A 24,176-nucleotide genomic window follows, 5' to 3' on the forward strand; every position below is an offset into this window, starting at 1 on the left:
CGCAGCCTCGTTATTGTACCTATTCGCTGTACCCGAGCGTTTTCCTGCCGCTTATGCCTGCGGCGTGCTCTAAAAATTGTTGCATGCTCTTGGACAGGTTATGCATATCCATTAATAACGCACGGGAATACAAGCCCATCCAGGAAGAAAGAAGGTCGGTCCCTTGACAAAACAATCGTTTATCCAAGGAACGCTCATCCTCCTTGCAGCAGGCATTGTCAACCGCATCCTCGGCTTCATTCCCCGGATCACGCTTCCGCGGGTGATCGGCCCAGAAGGAATCGGCCTTTATCAAATGGGATGGCCGTTTCTTATAGTTATTCTTACGATCGTCACCGGAGGCATTCCGGTCGCGGTAGCCAAATTGATCGCTGCGGCCGAAGCCGAGGGCAACGCCGCCCGGGTCCGCACGATCTTTCGGGTAGCGCTCGCCCTAGCTACCGTAATCAGCTTTGCCTTTACGGCCGTCATCGTCCTCGGCGCCCGCTGGATTACCGACCATCTGTTCACGGACCCCCGGGTATATTACACATTCCTGTTTATGACGCCGATCATCCCACTCGTCGGCATATCGGCCGTATTCCGCGGGTATTTTCAAGGCCGACAGGACATGATTCCGACGGCAGTGTCCCAGGTGGTCGAGACGCTCGTCCGCATCGTTACCGTGCTCGCCTTTGCCTTCATGCTGCTGCCTTATGGCATCGAATTTGCCGCCGCCGGAGCGATGCTCGGCGTCATGATCGGCGAGCTGTGTGCCATGCTCGTTCTGGTGCTGCTATACCGGCATAATCGATCGCAGCGGCTGGCGCCTCACCAGGCAAACATCGGAACTCGACGGTCGCTCAACCGCTTCGATAGCCTGAAGAGTCTTCTGGAATTAGCCGTGCCCGTTACCGGTAGCAAGCTGGTCGGCTCCGGCTCGTATTTTCTCGAATCGATTCTCATTATTCAAAGCCTCGCTGTTGCAGGCGTAGCAACCGGTGTGGCAACGGCGCAGTACGGAGCATTGCAAGGCATGATTATTCCGGTACTGATGCTGCCTAGCGCCCTTACTTTTTCCCTCGCGGTCTCGCTTATCCCATCCTTATCCGAGGCGGCGGCCAAGAACGACATGAAAACCATCCATATGCGGCTGCATCAATCGCTGAAGCTTGCCTTGGTGACGGGCGCCCCCTTCGCCGTATTGATGTATGTGCTGGCAGAGCCGATTTGCCTGTATATGTACGGGCAGCCCGGGGTCGGGGCGATGCTTCGGATGATGGCGCCTGCGGCGCTTTTCATTTATTTTCAGGCGCCGCTGCAATCGACCCTCCAAGCGCTTGAAAGACCCGGAAGCGCACTGATCAATACGCTCGTCGGGTCCATCGTTAAGCTGACGCTAATTTATTTCTTGGCCAGCCGGCCGGAATTCGGCATCTTGGGTGCGGTTGTCGCCATCAGCGTAAATATCATGCTCGTTACCTTGCTGCACTGGAACAGTGTCGTGCGCCTGCTTCAGTTTCGCATGCAGGCCGGAGATTTCCTGAAAGTCGGAATAAGTATGGCCGTCGCCGGCTTTGCCAGCTATGTCGTGATGTATACCCATTGGATCGCCAGCGGCTTTACGCGTTTTGCCTTCTCCTGCCTGACGGGGGTTATCGTTTATCTGCTGATCGCCATGCTGCTTAAACTCATTAACCGCGACGACGTTTTCCGAATTTTATGGCTTGGCAAACGGATTGTGAAATAGTGGAGGCGCCAGCTCATCTTTTTTTATCGATAAACCAGCGGCCCCGATGATCGATGGAACAAAAAAATACGTCTTTGAAATCTTTGATTCCCTTACCTTGAAGCTGGCTCTTGAGCCAAAACCTGGTTTGGCCAAGCTTGACCAAGTTTTCATCCTGTACTTTACCGTCCATAATAAGCGGCAAAGGAAGTCCCTCGTAACGAAACGACGGCGGCTTTTCGCCGGACGGTTCCATCTCTTGCTTTTTTTCTACCACGGTCAGCTTGCCTGACGATTCGAGAAGGGCAAATTCCACATCCGCAAGGTTTGTCACTTTATTCTCTCTCAATTGCAGCAGCAAATCGTCCAAATTGTATAGCTGACGCTTCATTTCCTTCCTATTCAGTTTGCCGTTCTGAATAATGGGAGAAGGCTTGCCTTCAAACAAGCGGCGCAGCTTTTCGTTTTTCAACGAAACAAAAGCAATGGTCAACTGAACCACGACCAGTGTTGCCATGGGAAGGATTCCATCGAGCAAAGGCTTCTCGATATCTTCCAGTACGAACACGGCAATTTCCGCGATCATGATGGAAATGACGAGGTCAAAGACCGACAGCTTGCCGATCTCCCTTTTTCCCATAATGCGCAGGGTAAAAAAAACGATCGCATAGATCAGGATAGTGCGAAAAAAAAGCGTCAGTAGATCCATGGACTCGACCTCCCCGATTGCAGTTCAATGCCTATTGTAGCCTCGGGGAACGATTGTCATGCGGGTGAATTGCTGGTAACCAATCGATGCTTCCGCAGCCGAAGAAGCTGTACTATTTCGGTGTACATGCCCATACAATGGGAAATAGGATGGCTTGGAACAGGAGGTCAAGAGGGATGATGAAAAGTTCGCCCTTATTTTCCGGCTTGGTGTATGCCGTGGCGTTCATGCTGGTCGGAACACTGCTAGCTTCGCTTGTATTGCTGGGAACGAATATTCCGGAAAAATCGTGGCTGGGCGCAACGCTGTTTATTCACGGAGTCGCCATGCTGGTGGGGGGCGCGGTATCGGGCAAACGCAGCGGCAGCAAAGGCTGGTACCACGGGGGACTGCTGGGGGCCATGTATACCGTGGTCGTATGGATGATCGGATTTCTGGCTTACGATGCAGGTTTTTCCAAGGAGATGCTGGGGCTAGCGGTGGTAGCTTTGCTGGCCGGGGCGCTAGGCGGGATGATCGGCATCAATTTGAAGAAATGAACCGGACCTCCGGTCCAATCGAACTCGGCTCCCCTCCGTACGGAACGGAAGCAAAAAAAGCGAGATCTCTTAACCCCGCCGGAATCCGGATGGAATGAGACCTCGCTTGTTTGCGTTTGCAGCGAAGCGCAATGGAATTATTATTTACCTTCAGAAGCCGCTGCGGAAGTTGTGACCGTATTAATGGCCGAACGCTCGAAGGTCAGCTTCGTGACGTCGTTCACACGCAGGACAATTGTATCGTCCGTAATCTCCAGGATTGTGCCGTGAAGGCCCCCGATCGTAACGACCTTATCCCCTTTTTTCAAGTTGCTCAGCATCATGTTGCGAGTCTTTTGACGTTTTTGCTGAGGGCGGATAAGTAAGAAATAAAGAACGACGAACATCAGGACGAGCGGGCCGTAAGTCACGAGATATCCCTCGATCCCCGGAGCCGCCGCCGTTTCATTTGCCGCTAACCACATTGTCTGATTCCCCCCTTTCTACAAACTTTCTCTATGTATACCAAATGGTAAGTCCGGTGAATCCGAAGCGGCTGTGCTCCAGATTCATCGGCTTTTAGAACCCTTTGCTGTTCTCATCGATGCCGTATTTCGCGAAAAATTCGTCACGGAAATCAAGCAGCCGGTCTTCTCTAATCGCTTGACGCACCCCGCGCATCAGCTCCAGCAGGAAATGAAGATTATGATATGTCGTCAGCCGGATGCCGAACGTTTCGTCAGCTTTGATCAGATGACGGATGTAAGCCCGCGAGTAGTTACGGCACGTATAGCAGGAGCACTCCGGATCGAGCGGACCGAAATCTTCGGCAAACTTTGCATTGCGGACAACCAATCGGCCTTCGCTCGTCATGACGGTGCCGTTGCGGGCAATCCGCGTCGGCAGCACGCAGTCGAACATGTCAATGCCGCGGATCGATCCTTCCACCAAAGCGTCGGGCGATCCTACGCCCATTAGATAGCGCGGTTTATGGGTAGGCAGATAAGGAACGGTGTAGTCGAGCACCTCGTACATCAAATGCTTCGGCTCGCCTACGCTGAGTCCCCCAATAGCATACCCCGGGAAATCCATGGAAGTCAACTCAAGCGCGCTCTGCTTGCGCAAATCCTCGTACATGCCGCCCTGGACGATCGCAAATAACGCCTGATCGTTCGGCCGGGCATGGGCTTTCAGACACCGTTCCGCCCAGCGCGTCGTCCGTTCAAGCGATTGCTTGGCGTAGCTGTGCTCCGCCGGATAAGGCGGGCATTCGTCGAAGGCCATCATGATATCCGAGCCGAGTGCATTTTGAATCTCGATCGATTTCTCGGGCGAAATAAACAGCTTGTCCCCGTTCAAATGGGAGCGGAATTGTACGCCTTCCTCACTGATTTTGCGCATTTCGCTCAAGCTGAACACCTGAAAGCCCCCGCTGTCCGTCAGAATTGGACGATCCCAGTTCATGAAGCGGTGCAGTCCTCCCGCTTTCTTTACAATCTCATGGCCGGGACGCAAAAATAAATGATACGTATTGCTCAAAATGATATGCGCATCCATCTGCTTCAGCTCTTCGGGGCTCATCGTCTTCACGGTAGCCTGAGTGCCGACGGGCATAAAAGCGGGCGTTTCGATCACTCCGTGGGGCGTATGCACCCGGCCCAGCCTCGCGCCGGATTGCTTGCAGGTCTTGATATGCTCATAGGTAACGGCCAATCCAATCACTTCTTTCTCTTCCGGTCAATTTTTCCTTATGTTTAATGAATGAACATCGCGTCGCCAAAGCTGAAAAAGCGGTACTCCCGCTCGACGGCTTCGCGGTACGCGGCGAGTACGTTCTCCCGCCCGGCGAGCGCGCTGATCAACATAAGCAGTGTCGATTTAGGCAGATGGAAGTTGGTTAGCAGCGCATCGACGATGCGGAACCGGTAGCCCGGATAAATGAAAATTCCGGTCCAGCCGCTTCCCGCTTGCAGCATGCCATCTTCACCTGCTGCCGTTTCCAGCGTCCGGGCCGAAGTCGTTCCCACCGCAACCACCCGGCTGCCCTTTCGTTTCGCGCCATTTACCAGCTCGGCGGTTTCTGCGGATACTTCGTAATACTCTTCGTGCATCTCGTGCTGTTCGACGGTCTCGACCCCGACGGGACGGAACGTTCCCAGTCCGACATGAAGCGTAACATACGCTAATTGTATCCCTTTTTGTTCCAGCCGATTCAAGTATTCCTGTGTAAAATGAAGCCCCGCCGTAGGCGCTGCTGCCGAGCCTTGATGCTTCGCATACACCGTCTGGTACCGCTCGCGCTCCGGAAGCTGCTCTTTAATATACGGCGGCAGCGGCATATGCCCCAAGCGGTCGAGCAGTTCGTTAAAAATGCCTTCGTAGCTGAAGCGCAGCACCCGGCTGCCCATGTCGCCTTCGGATTCGACGGTAGCGACAAGCAGCGGCGGCTCCGCATCTCCGTCCGGTTCCGACGGAGCACCGCCTCCGAAATGCAGCACGGTCCCGGTCTTCAGCCGCTTGGCCGGACGGACGAGCGCTTCCCAGCGGTCCCCTTCGAGCTGTTTGAGCAGCAGCACTTCGGCTTTGGCCCCCGTGTCCGCTTTCACTCCGAACAGCCTGGCCGGAATGACCCGCGTATCGTTTAGCACGAGCACGTCTCCCGCCTCAAGATACCGTTCCAATTGTTCAAATGTATGGTGGCCAATTTCCCCGGTTCGTTTATCCAGCGTGAGCAGGCGCGAAGCCGTCCGATCCGGAAGCGGCGTCTGCGCAATTAGCGATTCGGGTAAATGGTAGTCGAACAAGTCCACTTGCATGATACGTTTCATCCTTCTGTAGGTTTCATATTTAGTTTAACTTTTTTATGCTGCGCGAACGGTCATCGTTCCTCAGGGCCTCAAGGAGCGGCTTTCTGAATCGAGACGCCCGTGTAGTACGTCAGCAAAATTTTCTGGTAATCATAACCGAGCTCGGCATAGCCTTTGGCGCCCCATTGGGACATCCCCAGCCCGTGACCATAGCCGGTGCCTTTGAAAATAAACTGCGGGTCCCGCGTAGCTAGCCGCACTTTGCCTTGCGCGTCCATCACAAACAGCTGATCGTCGGTTTGTTTTCCCTTTCCACCGCTGCCTGCGACAATGACGGACTGAGAGGCCGAGGTCTGGCTTCGCGTCGCCCCCCCTGCTCCCAATATAGTATAGCGTCCCGTTTCTTCAATATCAAACCGGGTACTGGGCAGGCCGCCGAGCATCGTACGGAGCGAATCCGGATAAGCGGCTTTGAGCGGCTGTCCGTTCGCCGTTACTTCCATCGCGCGGCCGGACGCCCCTCTCTTCGACACTTCAAGCCGGTTTACCGCCCCGCCGGTATAAGATGCGCCAAGCTTTTCCTTTAGCTTCGCCGCATCATATGGGCCGCGGACCCAGGAGTAAGCGTTCGATTCGACCTCTTGATCGATGACGACGAATCGATCCCCGATGTCCACCTTGAACGCCGTCGGGTTAGTCGCATTGTCTACGTAGGGGGCCGGCCGGACGCTCACACCGGTTGCCGTCGACTCGTAATAAGGTAAGCCCGCCGGATTTTTTTGCCCCGTCGCCCTTGCGTAGTCGGAGTGAATGTAGCCGGTATTGCCGTTCGGCAGAACGATCCGGTACCACACTTTCTTGCCTGCCTGAGCTCCTTCGTCCGGAGATTTCTGGCTCTTCAAATACGCCACTTCGTTGCCCCATACTTCGGCCGGAGCTGCGGTCATTCCCCCTGCATTGGAATAATACAGCGGATTGATCAACCCGTTCTTATCTACGATCACTTCGCCTTGCGTCGCTTGCACCGCTTGCTGCGCGGCGGCGAACTCTCCCGCCACTCCTTTATACGCTTGATCTGTGGTCGTGTCGGTGACGTGTGCGATCTGGTATTTTACCCCCTGCTTGAGCGCAAATGTGCGCGCAGCGACAGCCTGCGCCTTTAGCGCCTCCAAAGGCCATTCTTTGCTCATCTCGGAGCCGAGGACCGACACGAGATACTGCTCAAAAGGCAGCTCATTGACAACGGCCAGCTTGCCGTTGAACCGGGACACCTCGATCCCCCCGCGGTAGGCGCGATCGAACCGCTCGCGAACGGTGACGCCTCCCTGCGCATCCGCCGCCGCGGCCCACAGTTTCGCGCCGCCGCTAAAAGCAAAGGCCGCTACCGGTCCACCGGCGTTCTCGCCGCCCATGTCTAGCTCGCTGCGCTTCAGCACGTAGCTCTGCGCCGCGTCCACTGGCGTAAGCGCCACGGCCGGCAGCGCGGTCGCGATCTGCGCCTTCAGCGCTTGCAGCGCCGCGTTGTCCGCGGCTTCGCCGACGAACACCGCGTAGCCGGCTTCGGTCAGCGCCACGTCGGCGTCGAAGCCCGCCTGTGACAGCGCTATCGCCTGCGCATTCGCCTCCGCCTCGCCGGCGAAGCTGCCCGCGCTCCAGCGCAGCGGCCCACTGACGGTAGCGCCGGACTGGCCTGCGGCGGCCGACGCGGCCGCTTCCTTCGTCGCGAACGGGCCTACATAGGCCCGGTACGCCGACTGGCCGCGCTTCACGCGCTGTACTACGCCTGCAGCGGCTCCTCCAGTCGTGAGCTTCTGCGCCTGCGAACGCGCTGCCGTAACGTCGCCCGTCTCGGGCAGCTGCGCGTAATAGCCGTCCGCATAGACGCGTACAGGCATTTTTGCCGATGCTTGATGGACAGGCTTCACCCCGGTAGCCCCGCGCAAGCCGAGCTGCAGACCGGCGTCCGCTGACAGCGTAACTGCGGCGGCCGGACTAACATATTTGCCCGTATCGATAAATAAAGCGACACGAATATTATCGAGCTTCGGCACCGATACTGCGGCGTAAACGGCAGGCAGCACGCCTCCTGCTGTGGGTCCCGTGAAGCCGATTGCTGCCGCAAGCAGCAGCGCTGCCGGCACCTTTATTCCTGATCTTAAGCAACGCGCCGCCCGCCCTATAGGAGCTTGTCCCACAGGATCGAGCGGCCGTTTCGTTTTATACATAAACCGCCGATTCCCCTCTCTTGACGGAGCCGCCGATGCTTCCGCTTAAGAGCGGCTTGGCATCGGCAGCCCGAGATGTTTGCACGCGCTCGGCGTTACCATTCGTCCCCGCGGCGTCCGCTGCAAAAATCCGATTTGCAGCAAATACGGCTCGTAGACATCTTCAATCGTTTGACTTTCCTCTCCGATCGATGCGGCAATCGTATCCAGCCCGACCGGACCGCCCTGAAAGCTCAAAATGATGGCCCGCAACATCTTGTGATCGATCTCGTCAAGTCCCAGCGGATCGACTTGAATGCTCGACAGCGCGGCCTGCGTAATGTCGAGCGTAATGATGCCGTCGCCCTTCACCTGGGCAAAATCGCGCACCCGCTTGAGCAGCCGGTTCGCGATCCGCGGCGTCCCGCGCGAGCGCATCCCAATTTCCCGGGACGCTTCGCCTACGATCTGCACCTGCAGCAGATCGGCAGTGCGACTGACGATATAAGACAGCTCATCAACCGTGTAATATTCAAGCCGGCTGACGACGCCGAACCGGTCGCGAAGCGGAGCCGAAAGCAGCCCGACGCGCGTCGTCGCGCCCACCAGCGTAAACGGCGGCAGGTCGAGCCTCACCGAACGGGCGCTCGGCCCTTTGCCGATGATGATATCGAGAGCGTAATCTTCCATCGCCGGATACAGCACCTCTTCCACCGTTCGGTGAAGCCGGTGAATCTCGTCGATGAAAAGCACGTCATTTTCCTGCAGGTTGGTCAAGATGGCCGCAAGATCGCCGGGGCGTTCGATCGCCGGTCCCGAGGTCGTCCGCAGATTGACGCCGAGCTCGTTTGCGATAATATTCGAAAGCGTCGTCTTGCCAAGGCCCGGCGGTCCGTACAGCAGCACGTGATCGAGCGCCTCCTTGCGCATTTTAGCCGCTTCGATATATATTTTTAAATTTTCCTTCGCCTGGGCCTGACCGATATATTCAGCCAAATACCGCGGACGCAGGCTGAACTCCATCCCTTGATCCTCCATCATCAGATGCGCCGAGATGATGCGGTCTTCCATGTTATGCCTCTCCTTCCTGTCGGCTGTCCGCCAAGGCGGACGCCGCCTGCCGCGTTAAGCTTCCTTCCACACGGCTTATTTCATCAGCGACTGCTGAAACAGTGCCTGCAGCGCAAGCTTCGTCACCGCATCGGCCGTCTCGTCGCCCTTTAGCTTCGGCTTGACGGTTTGTCCCGCCCGATCGGCCTCGGCTTCGGTATAGCCCAGCGCAAGCAGCGCCGCCTTCGCCTCGCCCCACGCGCCACTTGTCGTCGGCCCTGCCACGGCAATTTCCAGCAAGCCAAAACCGGAACCGTCCGTCTCGGCCGAAGTCCATGCGCCCAGCTTATCCTTCAGGTCGAGCACCATGCGCTGCGCCGTCTTTTTCCCGATGCCCGGCAGCTTGGTCAAGAACGAAAGATTTTCCTGACTGATGGCCGCCGCAATCACTTCAGGACGGCCTCCCGCCAGTACGCCGATGGCTACCTTCGGCCCGATGCCGTTCACATCGAGCAGCAGCCGGAACAACGACTGCTCTTCTCTGGACGAAAATCCGAACAGCAGGTGAGCATCTTCCCGCACATGGTAGTGAATGTACATTGTTACTTCCGCGCCGTCCTTACCGGCTCCTACCGCATACGGATTGGCACAAAACACGCGGTAGCCGACGCCGCGTACGTCCAGCACCACATATTCCGTTTCGCGGTGCGCCACCGTCCCTCTTAAAAAGTCGATCATCGCTTGTAAGCTCCGTTCAATTTTTGTTGTAATCCCGAAGAATGGGCATGGCATATGGCCACTGCCAACGCATCCGCCACATCGTCAGGCTTTGGCACGGCAGATAAATGCAGAAACATTTTAACCATTTCCTGCACCTGCTTCTTCTCCGCTTTCCCGTAGCCGACAATCGCCTGCTTCACCTGCAAAGGAGTATACTCGGCAATCGGCAGCCCTTGCTGGACCGCTGCCAGCATCAATACGCCGCGGGCTTGCCCGACGGTCAGCGCCGTCGTGACGTTCCGGTTAAAGAACAGCTTTTCGATCGCGACCGCATCGGGCTTATATTTTTCGATAAGCTGCACCGTTGCCTCGTATACTTGTTTTAGCCGCAGGGCATCTTCCGTACCGGCTTGCGTCTGGATCGATCCGTATTGAACGGGAACCAGCTTATGACCTTGTTTATCGATAAACCCGAAGCCGACGATAGCAATCCCCGGGTCAATGCCTAAAATCCGCAAAACGCGCACTCCCCCATTCGCTTTCCCCTACTGCGGCTCTCGGACCGCAAGAAGCGAACATATGTATTCACCTGCCATTATAGCAGATTATCCCTTCCATGAACACGGCAAAAAAGTCCGCCCGGCCTCCAATGGCGCAGCGGACTTCGTCGCATTTCGTTATAGGACAGAGCTTGTCTGAATCGTTCGCGCGGGATTAAGCACCTCTCCTCTAAGGGGATGGCGTCACTTGCATCGCTTTCTCCGTTTCTTCTATCGCATAATCACTTAGGGTTGAGAGCACGCTGTTATAATCGGCCAAATCCCTTATCCGAACCCCCTGATAAAGCTGCTTGACCGTCTCCCGGGGCAAGCTGCTTTCCAAATGCCGGATGTTCAATTGAAAAAACGTTCGCAGCACGTTTTGTCCTCCCGCCCCCGGCACCCCTTCGAACAACGACAAGTTGCCTTTGGCGTCCAGTCCGAAATAAGCGTTGTTTTTGCACTGCGGGGATAAGTCGTCCACTTTCTCGATGAAATAAACCCGGTTTGTATTCCCCAGACTAACGGTCATCGACGGATGCGCTTTGTGGTAAGCCAAAATGTCGGCTGCGTTCATAATGCCGATCCGCTGCAGCTCTTCGCCGCAAACATACGATTTTTTTACAAAAGCATCCCTTTGCCCGCTCAAATCTTTTACCATCGCACGCACTTCTTCCTCCGGCTGCAAATAGGTTTCGACGGCGCGGCTGAAGACGGACTGTTCCTGACCCTGTCGGCTCCCCTTATCGTATAGCGAACCGCGCAGCATCCATGCACCCGCAGCGAACAAGCCGGCTGCAAGCAAAACGACAGCCAGATTCAGCCAACGGCGTTTCAGACGCAGCTTTTTTTTCAATTGCTTCTTTAACTGATTCCAAAAGCCGAGCAACATCATGGCGATCCCCTTCTGTCCGTGGTGTTTTGAATACCTGAAGCCTTTTTACTATTTTTCCCATGGGGATCGACGTTTATACTTTTTCCATGTATACTATGTTGCATACGAACAGCGGAAAGGAAGGGCGGTTGTTTATGCATCCTCTAATCAAAGAAATTTGGGCGTGGGTTCGTTCCATCGCAGCCGCTTTTGCACTGACGCTTGTGATCGGCATCTTCGTGTTTCAACCGACCAATGTGCTGGGCCATTCGATGGACCCTACGCTGCACAACGAACAGCGCATCTATGTATCCAAGCTATCGCATACGTTCCGCTATGCGCCGAAGTACGGAGATATCGTTATTATCGACAGCAGGGTGGAACGGGAGCGCACGCTCAAGGACGATGTGCTGGAACACCCGCTGCTGAAGTTCATTCGCGGAAGCGAGGACCCGAATATGTACGTCAAACGGGTCATCGGCAAGCCTGGGGATGTCCTGGAGCTCAGAAACGGTAAAGTATACCGTAACGGGGAGCCGCTGGAGGAACCGTACTTGAACGAACCGATGCAGGTTCTCGGCGAGCACAAATGGACGATCCCCGAAGGCCATATCTTCGTTATGGGAGATAACCGAAATCACAGCAAAGACAGCCGGGAAATCGGTTTTATTCCGCTGGACCACGTATTGGGCATCAAGATGTGACATGAGCATAAAAAACAGCCGGAGGCCTAAGCTTCCGGCTGTTTTTTATTTAGTTCCCCAGCCAAGGCAATGGTTTTCTCGGTTTCGCCGAGCGGACCGCCTGCCGGCGATTGCGCTCAATCAGGCTGCTGAGTGCGGCACGCGCCGAGCTTTGCTTCTTTTTCCGTTTCGGGGGACGAGCCGCTTTAGGTTCGGATCGGGTATCGGTTTGCGAAATGACCGCCTTTTCGGAAGGGGCGCTCTTTCCCGATTCCTCTTCGCCTTCTCTCCCAATATCGTCAACCGGCGGATGCCCCCAAGGATAGGGGCTTCCGTACGGAGACACCGCAGGGCTTACATAGCCTGGATACGACGGAAACCCCGGGTATCCGTGGAACGGAACGATCGGTTCACAGAATAAAGGTCCCGGACCGGCAAACGGCATGAGCGGATATTCGTCCGCCGGGTGGCCATAGGGCTGGAACGGACCGGGAAAATTCGGCTGCGGCAGAGGCGGCTCGAGCGAAATCGGCGCTGTATGGGACCATTGAGGCACATAAGAAGCCTGCTCAGGCATCTGCGCAAAGGAAGGCGATTCCGGCGGTAACGCGTAAGGCAAATCCGCCAGCCCCCCTCCGCAGCCGCAGCCGCTTTTAACAACCGGCGGCTGACCGGTAGATAAAGGCGGGTATGCCGGAGGCGCTGCCGGGGCCGTAAAATATGGCATCGTCCCTGTGCTAGGCATTTGCGGAATCGGCGGAAGCTCCGGTTCCTTCCAAGCGTTTTCTTTGCCTTTTCCATAGGGCTGCGGCGGCTGGTGAGCCAATGCTTCGACAGCGGGAACATTGTATTGATGGAACAAAGACTCCGAAGGCTGCGGCGGCTGGGATCCAAACTGAAACGGTTGGTACCCGGGCTGCGGCTGAGCAACTTCATACGGATTTAGAGCTGACTCGCTCGGCTTGCCCTTCTGCGCCGCTTGGAACGGCTGTGGCGCCTCGTACGGCTGCGGCATAGGGCCCGGCATGCCTTTCTGCGCCGCTTGGAACGGCTGTGGCGCCTCGTACGGCTGCGGCTTCTGCGCTGCGCTAAACGGCTGCGGCATCGGCTCAGGCTTGCCCTTCTGCGCCGCTTGGAACGGCTGTGGGGCCTCGTACGGCTGCGGTTTCTGCGTTGCGCTAAACGGCTGTGACATTGGCTCCGGCTTGCCTTTCTGCGCCGCTTGGAACGGCTGTGGCGCCTCGTTCGGCTGCGGCTTCTGCGCTGCGCTAAACGGCTGTGACACCGGCTCCGGCTTGCCCTTCTGCGCCGCTTGGAACGGCTGCGGGGCCTCGTACGGCTGCGGCTTCTGCGCTGCGCTGAACGGCTGCGGCATAGGGCCCGGCATGCCTTTCTGCGCCGCTTGGAACGGCTGTGGCGCCTCGTACGGCTGCGGCTTCTGCGCTGCGCTAAACGGCTGTGACATCGGCTCAGGCTTGCCCTTCTGCGCCGCTTGGAACGGCTGTGGGGCCTCGTACGGCTGCGGCTTCTGCGCTGCGCTGAACGGCTGCGGCATCGGGCCCGGCATGCCTTTCTGCGCCGCTTGGAACGGCTGTGGCGCCTCGTACGGCTGCGGCTTCTGCGCTGCGCTAAACGGCTGCGACATCGGCTCCGGCTTGCCCTTCTGCGCCGCTTGGAACGGTTGTGGGGCCTCGTTCGATGCCGCTTGGAACGGTTGTGGTGTTTGGAATGATTGTTGTTCCATTGTGGGGAAAGTTGGTATAGGAGCTATGTTGGAAGACAATGCGGCTTCTTGCTTGCCCTGTGGCTGAATCGAAAACGGCGCTACGTTCGGCTGTGGCATATTCGGCTGGGCCGCAAACGGCGCTACGTTCGGCTGCGGCATATTCGGCTGGGCCGCAAACGGCGCTACGTTCGGCTGCGGCATATTCGGCTGGGCCGCAAACGGCGTTACGTTCGGCTGCGGCATATTTGGCTGGACCGAAAACGGCGCTACGTTCGGCTGCGGCATATTCGGCTGGGCCGCAAACGGCGCTACGTTCGGCTGTGGCATATTCGGCTGGGTCGAAAACGGCGCTACGTTCGGCTGCGGCATATTCGGCTGGGCCGCAAACGGCGCTACGTTCGGCTGCGGCATATTTGGCTGGGCCGCAAACGGCGCTACGTTCGGCTGCGGCATATTTGGCTGGGCCGCAAACGGCGCTACGTTCGGCTGCGGCATATTTGGCTGAGCCGCAAACGGCGCTACGTTCGGCTGCGGCATATTTGGCTGAGCCGCAAACGGCGCTACGTTCGGCTGCGGCATATTTGGCTGGGCCGCAAACGGCGCTACGTTCGGCTGCGGGATATTCGGCTGGGCCGCAAACGGCGTTACGTTCGGCTGCGGCATATTTGGCTGAGCCGCAAACGGCGCTACGTTCGGCTGCGGCATATTCGGCTGAGTCGAAAATGGCGTCACATTGGGCTGCGGGATATTTGAGAAGGGCATGACGTGCGGTATGCCCAAACTCTGGAGCGGTCCCATATGCGGCGTTTCCATCTCCGGCTGCGAACCCACATTAGGCATACCTACATTCGGAGCGAGCGGAAGCTCCGAGATCGGAGACGCTTCAACAGGCAGCGGAGCTTGTGGAGTAGCCAGCGGGTAGGGGTTCGGATTCGAGCCCGGCTTCGGAATGTAGACGACATCTCCAGTCATCAATACATTCGGATTTTTGAGCTGCGGATTGGCCGCAATCATATCCGCAAGCGGAACTCCCCACGCTTTGCCCAGCTTCCAAAGCGAGTCCCCCTGAACCACAACGTGCTTATACAAATAATCTGTTGGCGGGGGGGCTACCGGCTTCGGCGCATGAGGAATTTTCACCTTCTGCCCGACATCGATGACGTTCGGATCGGTGATTTGCGGGTTGGCCGCGATCAGCTTGTCGAGCTCGACGCCGTACTTTTGGGACAGCCCGTAGAGCGACTCGCCTTTCTTGACGATATGAATCTTCACTGCGTAAACCTCCTTCAGTTGTGCGGAAGTCGTACTGACTTAAGAAAACCGCTTGATTTCCGGCCCGGAACCGGCTCCGTGAAGCCCGCTGGCGCTCCGGAACAAAATGACATTACAGTTTATGCAGCAAAGTAGGCATTTGACCATCCAAATCGAAAAAAATGGTACGAAACCACGGCATCTCCTGCTATCACGTTAGAGCGCAATTCCCTTGCATCTAGTCAAAACTTCAAAAAAAAGAAACCCGCCACAGGCAGATTCCCTCAAATTTACCAGTTTATCACAAAAATCGACGATCCCGCCGAAATTTCGCACTCTTTTTCCTGCCGTATTCGCCGTTTAAATAAACGTCCTGTACCATACGGACTAGACTTTTGCCGTTTCGGTTCCGTAAGAAAACGTAGGGTAGCAGCCCATGAGCCGAACTTGGCAGCCGATGGCCTCAATTTCTTGCAGAGCCGCAGGAAGCAGCACGGAATCCATCGAAGCCTCAATATCGATATAAAAATAATAGCTTCCCAGCTTCTTCTTCGTCGGGCGCGACTCAATTTTGGACAAGTTGATGCGCCTCCAGGCAAACGCCGAGAGCACCTGATGCAGCGCTCCCGGAAAATCTTCCGGCAGCGTGACCAGGATGGTCGTTTTCCGGTCGGCCGTCTCTTTGAGCTGCGGCTTCTCGTGACCGATCAGCACGAAGCGCGTGAAATTATTCTGATGGTCCTGCACGCCCGCTGCCAGCGTCTCCAGCCCGTACAATGCCCCGGCGCCGAGCGGCGCAAGCGCGGCTGCGGCAGGATCGCCAAGCTCTCTGACCATGCGTGCCGCTTCACCGTTGCTGCCGACAGGCTCCAGCTCGACATCGGGCAAGTGCGTACGCAGAAACTGCTGGCATTGCGCCAGCGTTACCCCGTGGGAATAAATTTTGCGGATTGCTCCGCAAGCCGCCTCCAGCTCATCCGAACCGCCCGGCCCGCCGGGCAAACGCAGCAGATTGATCGAAATGGGATATACCCACTCCGCCTGAATCGGCAGGTCGACATTGTGCACGAGCCAGTCCACATGCAGGCTGACAGAGCCCTCAAACGTATTTTCGATCGGAATCACACTGTAATCGGTCACACCGTTTACCGTCGATTCGAACACATCCGCAATCAATTTGTAATTTACATAGTCAAAAGCGTCTCGACCAAGATAATGATGTGCGGATTCTTCGGTGTACGTTCCAGGTCCGAGGAGCGATATTCGCTTCATGCCCGGTTCTCTCCCTTTATCATTTCAAATAGTGTATGTCCGCCGTCCGCAGAGATCAATCGGTGCGCCTGAACCCCCGCTCGGTCAGGACTCAGCCACATCGTCGAGGCCTCGATCCCTTCTTCCTTCAACGTTCCCCGCATGAACGCCTCAAGCTCCGCCTTCCGGGAGCTGCGGCGGTCGACGAGCGCCAGCATCGTCGGACCTGCGCCGCTAAGCGCAACGCCGAGCGCGCCGTGGTCCGTCGCTTCGGCGAGGATCTTGGCGAGCCCGGGCACGAGCGGTGCCCGGTATGGCTGATGCAGCGCGTCCTTCATCGCGCGCGCGATCATGTCGAGCCGCCCGGTGCACAGGGCGGCTACCAGCACCGACGAATGGCCGACGTTGAAGACGGCGTTTTCGAGGCTCTGCTCGCGCGGCAGCACCCCGCGAGCTTTGTCCGTCGACAGCTGGAAGTGCGGGATCGCCACCAGCACTTCCAGCTGTTCGTGCGGCTCGATGCGGATATGCTCCGCCCGCTTGCCGTCCCAGAAAGCGACAACGATGCCGCCAAACAGCGAGGCCCCGACATTGTCAGGGTGCTGTTCCAGCTCCGTCGCCATTTGAAACAAATCGTCGTCGGTAAACGGACGATCGATCAGCGCGTTAGCCGCAGCCAGCGCGCCGATAATGGCCGAAGCGCTGCTGCCGAGCCCGCGCGTCAACGGAATGTCGCTGTACATCGCAATGTACAGCTCCGGATGACGGACACCGGCCCGCTCAAACACCATTTGGGCTACTTTGTAAATGAGATTGTTTTTATCCGCAGGTACGCCGTTCATCTGGTCGCCGAAAAGCTCGATCTGCGTCGTCTCGGCAAGCCCCATCTCGATCCAAGCATACAAATTCAACGCCATTCCCAGCGTATCGAAGCCGGGGCCGAGGTTGGCCGTGCTGGCCGGTACTTTGACGCGCACTCTCCTGCTGCCGTTTTCCATAGTTACCGCGACGCTCCTAACCTTCAAGCTTGCGGATCGCTTCCATGACCGCTTCTTCGGAGTCTTGTACGACCATCGGTTCCGCACTGACGCTCTTGATTGCGATGTTCGGATCTTTAAGACCGTGTCCCGTCAGCACGCAGACGACAGATTGGCCCTTCTCAAAGTAGCCTTCGCTCTTCAGCTTCATGACGCCTGCGATCGATGCCGCCGAAGCCGGCTCGGCAAAGATCCCTTCGCGCGCGGCAATCGTCTTGTAAGCATGCAAAATCTGCTCGTCCGTCACGAAATTAATTTGACCGCCGGAATCTTTGGCTGCCGCTTCCGCACCTTTCCAAGTGGCCGGGTTGCCGATGCGGATCGCCGTCGCGATCGTTTCCGGGTCCGGGATCGGTTCGCCGCGCACAATCGCCGCCGCGCCTTCGGCTTCGAAGCCGATCATTTTCGGCAGCGACTTCGATTTGCCGTTCTCGTAGTACTCCTTGAATCCTTTCCAATAAGCCGTAATGTTGCCCGCATTGCCAACCGGAATCGCGAGATAGTCCGGCGCTTTGCCAAGCTGATCGCACACCTCGAACGCCGCCGTCTTTTGGCCCTCGATCCGGAACGGATTGACGGAGTTCACCAGCGTGATCGGATGCTTGGCCGTAATTTCGCGTACGATCTCAAGCGCACGGTCGAAGTTTCCTTCGATGGCGATGACCTTGGCGCCGTAAATGATCGCTTGAGCCAGCTTGCCGAGCGCAATGTTGTTGTTCGGGATAAGCACGATGCAGTTCAGCCCGCCGCGCGCCGCATAAGCGGCCGCCGCCGCCGAGGTGTTGCCTGTGGAGGCGCACATAATCGTGCGGCTGCCCTCTTCCATCGCCTTGGCAACGGCCATCACCATCCCGCGGTCTTTAAACGAGCCGGTCGGGTTCAAGCCCTCATATTTGAAATAAATGTCGAGGTCGAGCTCGTTCGACAAATTTTCCGCGCGGACGAGCGGCGTATTGCCTTCCTGCAGGGTGAGCAGCGGCGTATTGTCGTTCACCGGCAAATATTGTTTATAGGTCTGCAGTAATCCCATGTATCTCATTTCGATTAGCCCTCCACTCGGTATACGCTTTTGATCGCATGAACGACGTCCATGGTTTCGAATTGTTTCAGCACCTTATTCATCGCCGCCTTGTTGGCGTCGTGCGTGATAATGATGATTTCGGCAAGCGGATTCGTTGCATTCGGGTGCTGTAGAACCGACTCCAGGCTAACCCCGTGCTCGGCGAACACTTGCGTGATTTGGGACAGCACGCCCGCTTTGTCGGCGACGTGCAGCAGGATGAAATTTTTGGAAACGATCTGCTCGTCGGTTTTCAGCTTCTTCTCTTTGTACGGGATGAACCCGCGGCGGCCGTTGACACCAAGATTCAGGTTGCGGACGACAGCGACAAGGTCGGCCACAACCGATGTTGCCGTAGGCATCTCGCCCGCGCCGGGACCGTAAAACATCGTCTCGCCCACCGCTTCTCCGTAGACGTAGACGGCGTTGAACACACCGTTGACGGACGCCAGCGGATGCGACGTCTTCACCATCGTCGGTTGCACGCTGATGCTGATATGCTCGTCCTGACGCTCGGCGATGCCGAGCAGCTTCACTTCGTAACCCAAACGTTTGCCGTACGCAATGTCCTCTTTCGTTACGCCGGAGATGCCCTTCACTTCTACATCTGCAAGCGCGACGTTAGCGTGAAAGCCAAGCGTGCCGAGAATCGTCATTTTCCGCGCCGCATCGAAGCCTTCGACATCGGAGGTCGGATCGGCTTCGGCATAGCCGAGCTCCTGCGCTTCCTTCAGCACATCGGCGTAAGCCGCGCCTTCCTGGCTCATTTTCGTCAAAATATAATTGGTTGTCCCATTGACGATACCCATAATCTTCGTGATCCGGTCGGAAGAAAAGCCTTCGATCAACGTGCGGATGATCGGGATACCGCCGGCTACGCTCGCTTCGTAGAAAACGTCGCAGCCTTTCTCAGCAGCTTTCGCCAAAATCTCCGGACCGTGCAGCGCCATCAGGTCTTTGTTTGCCGTAACGATGTGCTTGCCGCGCTCCAACGCACCGAGCATCAACTGCTTCGTCAGCTCGATGCCGCCCATCACTTCGACGATGACGTCGATCTCCGGGTTCTCGATGACATCCCAGGGATTTTCCGTCAGAATATCCGACGATACGTTGATACTGCGGGCTTTGTTTTTGTCCTGCACCAAAATTTTAGCGATCTCGATCGGCGAGCCCGATTGGCTCATCAGATCGTGCTGATGTCCTTCCACGATGCGAACGACCCCGGTACCGACCGTACCGAGACCAAGTAATCCAACTTTGACGGGTTTCATAGGGTTCCTCCTGATTGTAATTGTGCATAAAGTAGATGGTCCCAAAAATTAGTTCTAGCCTTGCCCCACCAAAGCGGCCCGGCTTACCCCTTCCTGGCAGCGCAGCTTGTCGAGCAGCGTGGCGACGGTCTCGCCCATCATGGACGTTTCCACCGAGATGACAACATTGGCTATGCCCTGCAACGGGATCGTCTGGTGAATCGTCAGCACGTTGCCCTCAAGGCCAGCAATCATCGCAAGCACCCGGGACAAAATCGCCGGACGATGCTCCAAATCCATCGAGATCGTTACGATCCGCTCCCGTTCGAGCTTGCTGAGCGGGAAAATCCCGTCCTTATACTTGTAAAAAGCGCTTCGGCTCAGCTCCACCTGCTCCACCGCTTCGTGAATGGTCTTCACTTCTCCGCGGGCCAGCAGCTCTTTGGCCTGTACCGTCTTAATCAGCGCCTCGGGCAGTATATCTTCACGCACCAAAAAGTAGCGCTCCGTCCCGATTCGGCTATCCTGAACGGCTTGTTTTTCCGGCACTGTAACAGTCCTCTCTAAAAAGACGATTGTTTTTACCTAGTGGACATTATAGCGCAAAGCGCAGAGTTCCCGCAATAGGCTTTTTTCGATATTTTGTGATAAAGTGGTATTCAGCAAATCCGCGTTAAGCACAAAGGAGAGGACGAAGCTTGATACGAGCGCGTTTGATGGCTACGGCTATCTTATTTCACGGAAACGATATGCTGATGATGAAGCGCTCCCCCAACCGGACGCTGTCCCCCGGCTTGTGGGCATCTGTGGGCGGACATCTGGAGCCGCACGAAATCGGCGATCCGGCGGGTGCAGTGCTCCGGGAAATTCACGAGGAAACCGGATTGCTGGCGGAGCATATCGCGAATCTGCGGCTGCAGTACATCTTAATACGCCTTAACCAACAGGAAGTGCGCCAGCAGTTTATCTACACGGCCGAAACCTTGAAAAGGGACGTCGGCTCGACCGACGAGGGGGAGCTGCATTGGATTCCGCGCCATCAAGTGCTGGACCGCGAAATCCCGTTTATTTTCCGCAAACTGCTGGAGCATTATTTTACCGAAGGGCCGAATCCCCACGTTTGGGTCGGAACGGCCGGCTATGACGAAGAAGGTAATTCTGCCGTGCATTGGACGCAACTCATCGACCCGCAGCAAGTCTGACTTTCTTCCACACGTCAAAAACAAAGAGGGCGCCCCAGATGAGCGCCCTTCCCTTCAATAATTTCGCTTTTGCAGCCCGCGTCCATCAGCCGCTCATTTTCTTCCGTGACAGCTTTCTGCTCTGGCCGATACCGCTGAGCTCACGCCATTTGACCAGCAGCTTATACGCTTCTTTGCGCTGCAATAAGGAGCGGGCCAGTTGGAAGCCTTCTTCATACGATCCGACCTTGTCAAACCAATACAATCGCAGCCCGGCGTTAAAAACGACATGCTCCCGCTCGTTGTGCAGTTCCGGTGCTTCCTCCCCTTGTATGATGCGCTCCAGCAGCTCAAGCTGGCGTTCTTTGCCGCATTTCTCCAAAGGAGCGCCATGAAAGCCAAACGTCCCGGGATCGATCGTGGTTGCCTCATCGCCCCATGGGGTCACCTTGCGGATCGAGCTGCTTTTGTGAAGCGGCAAATCTTCCGTGCCTTCTATTCCCTGTATAAGGTAAGCCGTTTCCACTCCGGATTTCCGCAGCAGCTTCAACAAACGCTCCATCGCCGTCTTATGCCGAACCCCAAGAACGATATATTGCGAGTGAACCGGATTCATGGCCTGCTCGACCGTATCCAGCAAGGTCCACAAGCCGACTTGCTCCCGAACCGGGCGCACGCGGCCGAATGGCGGACACATGAGCTCCGTCCAAATAAAGCCGATGCCGAGCTGCAAAAATACCGCTTCCCATTCTCTCGCACCAAGTACAACTTGAAGCCCGAGCCCCTCCAGAAGCGATTTCAGCGATTGCCCCGTTCGCGGGGAAAACAATTCGCCGCCGTGCAGCACCTGAGGAAAGCCGACGGACGCCAGCAGCAGACTGACCGGAATCGTCACTGGAAAGCACAATCGTCCGTTATGCGGACCGGCGGAGTTAAGCGAATGAGAGAACGAACGATAGGGCAAGGAATATTTGCGGAAAACATCGATGAAGCCCGTCATCTCCTCTTCCGATTCCCCTCTCATCCGCATCGCCATCAGAAATGCCGCCGTTTGCGCATCCGTCGAGTCGCCACGCGCAATGGCGTGAGCTGCAGCTACCGCTTCGTCATAGCTCAAGTTCCGGGTCCCGGGCTTCCGGTTACCTACCGCTTTGATCCACTCCTTCAAGACGGAATCACCTCCTGAAAATATCAACCTTCGATATGCGAAAGGCTACGGGGTATAAGGCGGCCTAAGGACGAAAATGAAAGCATACAGATACTGAGGCCCGCCTAATGATCCGACTTCCCAACCGGTATATTTAATGTTAATTATAATGACATTAAACAAGAAGTCGACTGATAATCAGGTGTTTTCGCAAAATAAACATTATAAACGCATAATTTTATGTCATATTTAATTACATAATATTTACTATACAATCCAAAACCAAAAAGTTCAATACTATTTTTTATCGATCCCTTCGTATATCCTCCTAATTAATCAACAAAAAAAAACACCAACCTCACATGTTTATCACACGTTCGATTGATGCTTTCGTTGTTCTATTCCTGTTCTACGAACTCAAATTCGAAATCCCCGATGCGAATCGTCTGACCGTCCTTCGCCCCACGCTCGCGCAGCGCTTGATCGACGCCCTTCTTCCGCAAAATGCGCGCAAACCGCATAACCGATTCATGGGTGCTGAAGTTGGTCCGCTTGATCAGCTTCTCAATGCTCGGGCTATCGACAACAAAGACATCGTTTTCCCGGCGAATCGTGAAGTCTTCGTCTTCCTCGTACTCCAGACGGTACACCTTACGCTCCGACAATTCGACCAATTCTTCCACCATCGGCATTTCCGGAATGGTTTCCAGCTTATCAGCCACTTTGTACAATAGCTCTTGTACACCGGTCCGGGAAAGGGCAGAAATTGGATAGATATCCAATTCTTTGCCGATTTCCGCAAGCTTGCGCTTAAATTCAGCAAGCTGCTCCTCTGCATCGGGCATGTCCATCTTATTGGCAGCGACGATCTGCGGCCGTTCTTCCAGCTTGGCGTTATAAAGCTTCAGCTCGTCGTTAATTTTGACCCAGTCTTCAAACGGATCGCGCCCCTCGGTTGCCGCCATGTCCACCACATGCACAATGATCCGCGTCCGCTCGACGTGCCGCAAAAACTCGTGACCCAATCCTACTCCCTCATGAGCCCCTTCGATCAAACCCGGCAAATCCGCCATGACGAAGCTGCGGCCGTCGCCTACATCCACCACACCGAGATTCGGAGTCAACGTCGTAAAGTGATACGCCCCGATCTTCGGCTTGGCGCCGGATACGACGGACAACAGCGTCGATTTTCCTACGCTCGGAAAGCCGACCAGACCGACGTCCGCCATGACCTTCAGTTCAAGCACCACCCAGCGTTCGACGCCTTCTTCCCCGTTCTCGGCAATTTCCGGAGCCGGATTGTTCGGAGTCGCAAACCGGGTGTTGCCGCGGCCTCCCCGTCCGCCCTTGGCTACGACGACTTGCTGACCGTGACGCGTCAGATCAGCAATAATCTCCTGCGTATCGTCGTCGATGACGACCGTTCCCGGCGGAACTCGCACGACCATATCATCCGCATTCGCCCCGTGCTGGCTTTTATTGCGGCCTTTTTCACCGCGCTGCGCTTTAAAATGCTTCTGGTAACGAAAATCAACCAGCGTGCGCAATCCTTCGTCCACGCGGAAAATGACATCGCCGCCATCCCCGCCGTCGCCTCCGGCTGGTCCTCCCTCGGGAACGTACTTCTCCCGCCGGAAAGCAACCAGACCGTCGCCTCCGTCACCGCCTTTAACATAAATCTTCGCCTTGTCTACAAACATCAGGTTCACCCTCTTTATGTATCAATGCCGGTAGGACCACCATAACGTCCACACAGCCGTATGTTCGCCGTAATACGTTTCCAAGCTTTCGTGTATTTCCTTAAACGATCTTTCTTTACGCTGCAGCCGCTGTGCCGCATATTTCCCTTCGTAACGAGCCGTTAGCTTCAAACGGTCTTTCATTCTGGCCAATCGCAATTCAAATACATTCTCTTCATCTTTGGAGTCGCCGGCTTCTTCTCTGAAGCAAGCGAGCAGCGCCATAACGGCATCGGCCGCTTCCTGTGGCTGAACAAGATCCTGGAGATGAATTTCTTCTTCCAGCGCCATTTCAAGTCGCAGCTCTTTAACCTCTGCCTGAAATGCAAGCAAATGCACAATCAAGGAAGGAATCCCAAGCTTGGAGACATAGCTCTCCTGCCTGACCTTCTCTTTTATTTTCTCCATAAGCGGAAGCAATTTATCATACTTTTTCAACTGCACGTAGCCCATCAAAATTTGGATATCGTTCATCCAGTCATGCCGGTAATGATTAAATAACCGAAGCAAACGAACGTCCGAATCCGGCCCATCGAGCAAGGCCCCTAACGCCGTCGCCGGCTTCGCCGCATCGTAAAATTGTACATCGTTGGTACGACCTTGTGCGTTCGACGTCACGCTTACCCTCTCCGTTCCGGTTCGTCCTTTATCCTCCCAGTATAGCACGCTGTGCAGCAAAATTCACGGTATCCCTTACGAACTTACCAAAATATTCCGGATTT

22 protein-coding genes are annotated in these 24,176 nt (G+C 56.0%); 4 read left to right on the top strand and 18 right to left on the bottom strand.

The genetic code is table 11. The features are described 5' to 3' along the window. The first annotated feature begins 163 nt into the window (after positions 1–163). A complete protein-coding gene (gene spoVB, locus QMG93_RS12985; protein WP_281937034.1) occupies positions 164–1,729 on the top strand; it encodes a stage V sporulation protein B in 1,566 nt (521 codons plus the stop codon). Between the two features lie 13 nt (positions 1,730–1,742). Here the strand turns inward: spoVB and QMG93_RS12990 are convergent, their stop codons facing one another. Further along, positions 1,743–2,417: a DUF421 domain-containing protein gene (locus QMG93_RS12990; protein ID WP_281937036.1), complete on the bottom strand. Its 675-nt coding sequence runs from the start codon at positions 2,415–2,417 to the stop codon at positions 1,743–1,745. Between the two features lie 176 nt (positions 2,418–2,593). Between QMG93_RS12990 and QMG93_RS12995 the strand changes: the two genes are divergently transcribed. Further along, positions 2,594–2,956, top strand: coding sequence for a TIGR04086 family membrane protein (locus tag QMG93_RS12995; RefSeq protein WP_281937038.1), 363 nt, complete (start codon positions 2,594–2,596; stop codon positions 2,954–2,956). A 140-nt stretch (positions 2,957–3,096) separates the two neighbouring features. On the opposite strand, the gene yajC is transcribed toward QMG93_RS12995, so the two are convergent. The 8 genes from yajC to QMG93_RS13035 form a co-directional block, all read right to left on the bottom strand. After that, positions 3,097–3,420, bottom strand: coding sequence for a preprotein translocase subunit YajC (gene yajC, locus QMG93_RS13000; protein ID WP_010498684.1), 324 nt, complete (start codon positions 3,418–3,420; stop codon positions 3,097–3,099). A 94-nt stretch (positions 3,421–3,514) separates the two neighbouring features. Beyond that, on the bottom strand, positions 3,515–4,654 hold the full coding sequence (gene tgt, locus QMG93_RS13005; RefSeq protein WP_251604740.1) for a tRNA guanosine(34) transglycosylase Tgt: 1,140 nt from the start codon (positions 4,652–4,654) through the stop codon (positions 3,515–3,517). 35 nt (positions 4,655–4,689) lie between these two features. Then, on the bottom strand, positions 4,690–5,751 hold the full coding sequence (queA, locus tag QMG93_RS13010; RefSeq protein WP_281937040.1) for a tRNA preQ1(34) S-adenosylmethionine ribosyltransferase-isomerase QueA: 1,062 nt from the start codon (positions 5,749–5,751) through the stop codon (positions 4,690–4,692). Between the two features lie 80 nt (positions 5,752–5,831). Next, positions 5,832–7,967 carry a SpoIID/LytB domain-containing protein gene (locus QMG93_RS13015; protein ID WP_281937042.1) on the bottom strand — a complete coding sequence of 712 codons (2,136 nt, stop codon included), beginning with the start codon at positions 7,965–7,967 and terminating at the stop codon, positions 5,832–5,834. A 45-nt stretch (positions 7,968–8,012) separates the two neighbouring features. Further along, the gene (ruvB, locus tag QMG93_RS13020; RefSeq protein ID WP_010498666.1) at positions 8,013–9,017 is read right to left on the bottom strand and encodes a Holliday junction branch migration DNA helicase RuvB; all 1,005 of its coding nucleotides are present in this window, start codon (positions 9,015–9,017) and stop codon (positions 8,013–8,015) included. A gap of 75 nt (positions 9,018–9,092) precedes the next feature. Next, positions 9,093–9,734: a Holliday junction branch migration protein RuvA gene (gene ruvA, locus QMG93_RS13025; protein ID WP_281937046.1), complete on the bottom strand. Its 642-nt coding sequence runs from the start codon at positions 9,732–9,734 to the stop codon at positions 9,093–9,095. Beyond that, positions 9,731–10,234: a crossover junction endodeoxyribonuclease RuvC gene (gene ruvC, locus QMG93_RS13030; RefSeq protein ID WP_036689929.1), complete on the bottom strand. Its 504-nt coding sequence runs from the start codon at positions 10,232–10,234 to the stop codon at positions 9,731–9,733. The genes ruvA and ruvC overlap by 4 nt, the downstream gene beginning before the upstream one ends. A gap of 211 nt (positions 10,235–10,445) precedes the next feature. Then, a complete protein-coding gene (locus tag QMG93_RS13035) occupies positions 10,446–11,150 on the bottom strand; it encodes a BofC C-terminal domain-containing protein (RefSeq protein ID WP_281937048.1) in 705 nt (234 codons plus the stop codon). A 134-nt stretch (positions 11,151–11,284) separates the two neighbouring features. Here QMG93_RS13035 and lepB point away from each other — a divergent pair, with 134 nt between their 5' ends. Next, entirely contained in the window at positions 11,285–11,833 is a 549-nt protein-coding gene (lepB, locus tag QMG93_RS13040) for a signal peptidase I (protein WP_281937050.1), read from the top strand. 49 nt (positions 11,834–11,882) lie between these two features. Here lepB and QMG93_RS13045 read toward each other — a convergent pair whose 3' ends face one another. The 6 genes from QMG93_RS13045 to QMG93_RS13070 all read right to left on the bottom strand — a co-directional run bounded on the left by QMG93_RS13045 (position 11,883) and on the right by QMG93_RS13070 (position 19,936). Continuing rightward, positions 11,883–14,810, bottom strand: coding sequence for a LysM peptidoglycan-binding domain-containing protein (locus tag QMG93_RS13045; protein WP_281937053.1), 2,928 nt, complete (start codon positions 14,808–14,810; stop codon positions 11,883–11,885). 366 nt (positions 14,811–15,176) lie between these two features. Further along, a complete protein-coding gene (gene pheA / locus QMG93_RS13050; protein ID WP_108534280.1) occupies positions 15,177–16,061 on the bottom strand; it encodes a prephenate dehydratase in 885 nt (294 codons plus the stop codon). Beyond that, complete coding sequence (gene thrB, locus QMG93_RS13055) at positions 16,058–17,038, bottom strand: homoserine kinase (RefSeq protein ID WP_281937057.1); 981 nt, start codon at positions 17,036–17,038, stop codon at positions 16,058–16,060. The genes pheA and thrB overlap by 4 nt, the downstream gene beginning before the upstream one ends. Positions 17,039–17,054: 16 nt before the next feature. Next, positions 17,055–18,116, bottom strand: coding sequence for a threonine synthase (gene thrC, locus QMG93_RS13060; protein WP_054975038.1), 1,062 nt, complete (start codon positions 18,114–18,116; stop codon positions 17,055–17,057). 5 nt (positions 18,117–18,121) lie between these two features. Further along, entirely contained in the window at positions 18,122–19,408 is a 1,287-nt protein-coding gene (locus tag QMG93_RS13065; protein WP_281937061.1) for a homoserine dehydrogenase, read from the bottom strand. Between the two features lie 54 nt (positions 19,409–19,462). Then, on the bottom strand, positions 19,463–19,936 hold the full coding sequence (locus tag QMG93_RS13070; protein ID WP_281937063.1) for an ACT domain-containing protein: 474 nt from the start codon (positions 19,934–19,936) through the stop codon (positions 19,463–19,465). Positions 19,937–20,085: 149 nt separating this feature from the next. Between QMG93_RS13070 and QMG93_RS13075 the strand changes: the two genes are divergently transcribed. Next, the gene (locus tag QMG93_RS13075; protein WP_281937065.1) at positions 20,086–20,589 is read left to right on the top strand and encodes an NUDIX domain-containing protein; all 504 of its coding nucleotides are present in this window, start codon (positions 20,086–20,088) and stop codon (positions 20,587–20,589) included. An 85-nt stretch (positions 20,590–20,674) separates the two neighbouring features. Here the strand turns inward: QMG93_RS13075 and QMG93_RS13080 are convergent, their stop codons facing one another. From QMG93_RS13080 to QMG93_RS13090, 3 genes are all read right to left on the bottom strand, one after another. Next, a complete protein-coding gene (locus QMG93_RS13080; RefSeq protein ID WP_281937067.1) occupies positions 20,675–21,736 on the bottom strand; it encodes an anthranilate phosphoribosyltransferase in 1,062 nt (353 codons plus the stop codon). 377 nt (positions 21,737–22,113) lie between these two features. Then, a complete protein-coding gene (obgE, locus tag QMG93_RS13085; protein WP_281937069.1) occupies positions 22,114–23,415 on the bottom strand; it encodes a GTPase ObgE in 1,302 nt (433 codons plus the stop codon). Between the two features lie 21 nt (positions 23,416–23,436). Then, the gene (locus tag QMG93_RS13090) at positions 23,437–24,072 is read right to left on the bottom strand and encodes a Spo0B domain-containing protein (RefSeq protein ID WP_281937071.1); all 636 of its coding nucleotides are present in this window, start codon (positions 24,070–24,072) and stop codon (positions 23,437–23,439) included. Positions 24,073–24,176 lie beyond the last annotated feature (104 nt).

Source organism: Paenibacillus tyrphae (assembly GCF_027925525.1).
Taxonomy (GTDB): domain Bacteria; phylum Bacillota; class Bacilli; order Paenibacillales; family NBRC-103111; genus Paenibacillus_G; species Paenibacillus_G tyrfis_B.

Excerpts from the sequence above, each read along its gene's own strand:
- queA (WP_281937040.1), bottom strand. The coding sequence starts at position 5,751 with ATGCAAGTGGACTTGTTCGACTACCATTTACCCGAATCGCTAATTGCG.
- thrC (WP_054975038.1), bottom strand. The coding sequence starts at position 18,116 with ATGAGATACATGGGATTACTGCAGACCTATAAACAATATTTGCCGGTG.
- thrB (WP_281937057.1), bottom strand. The coding sequence starts at position 17,038 with ATGGAAAACGGCAGCAGGAGAGTGCGCGTCAAAGTACCGGCCAGCACG.
- obgE (WP_281937069.1), bottom strand. The coding sequence starts at position 23,415 with ATGTTTGTAGACAAGGCGAAGATTTATGTTAAAGGCGGTGACGGAGGC.
- ruvA (WP_281937046.1), bottom strand. The coding sequence starts at position 9,734 with ATGATCGACTTTTTAAGAGGGACGGTGGCGCACCGCGAAACGGAATAT.
- QMG93_RS13035 (WP_281937048.1), bottom strand. The coding sequence starts at position 11,150 with ATGATGTTGCTCGGCTTTTGGAATCAGTTAAAGAAGCAATTGAAAAAA.
- lepB (WP_281937050.1), top strand. The coding sequence starts at position 11,285 with ATGCATCCTCTAATCAAAGAAATTTGGGCGTGGGTTCGTTCCATCGCA.
- QMG93_RS12995 (WP_281937038.1), top strand. The coding sequence starts at position 2,594 with ATGATGAAAAGTTCGCCCTTATTTTCCGGCTTGGTGTATGCCGTGGCG.
- ruvB (WP_010498666.1), bottom strand. The coding sequence starts at position 9,017 with ATGGAAGACCGCATCATCTCGGCGCATCTGATGATGGAGGATCAAGGG.
- yajC (WP_010498684.1), bottom strand. The coding sequence starts at position 3,420 with ATGTGGTTAGCGGCAAATGAAACGGCGGCGGCTCCGGGGATCGAGGGA.
- QMG93_RS13015 (WP_281937042.1), bottom strand. The coding sequence starts at position 7,967 with ATGTATAAAACGAAACGGCCGCTCGATCCTGTGGGACAAGCTCCTATA.
- QMG93_RS12990 (WP_281937036.1), bottom strand. The coding sequence starts at position 2,417 with ATGGATCTACTGACGCTTTTTTTTCGCACTATCCTGATCTATGCGATC.
- pheA (WP_108534280.1), bottom strand. The coding sequence starts at position 16,061 with ATGAAGCGAATATCGCTCCTCGGACCTGGAACGTACACCGAAGAATCC.
- QMG93_RS13065 (WP_281937061.1), bottom strand. The coding sequence starts at position 19,408 with ATGAAACCCGTCAAAGTTGGATTACTTGGTCTCGGTACGGTCGGTACC.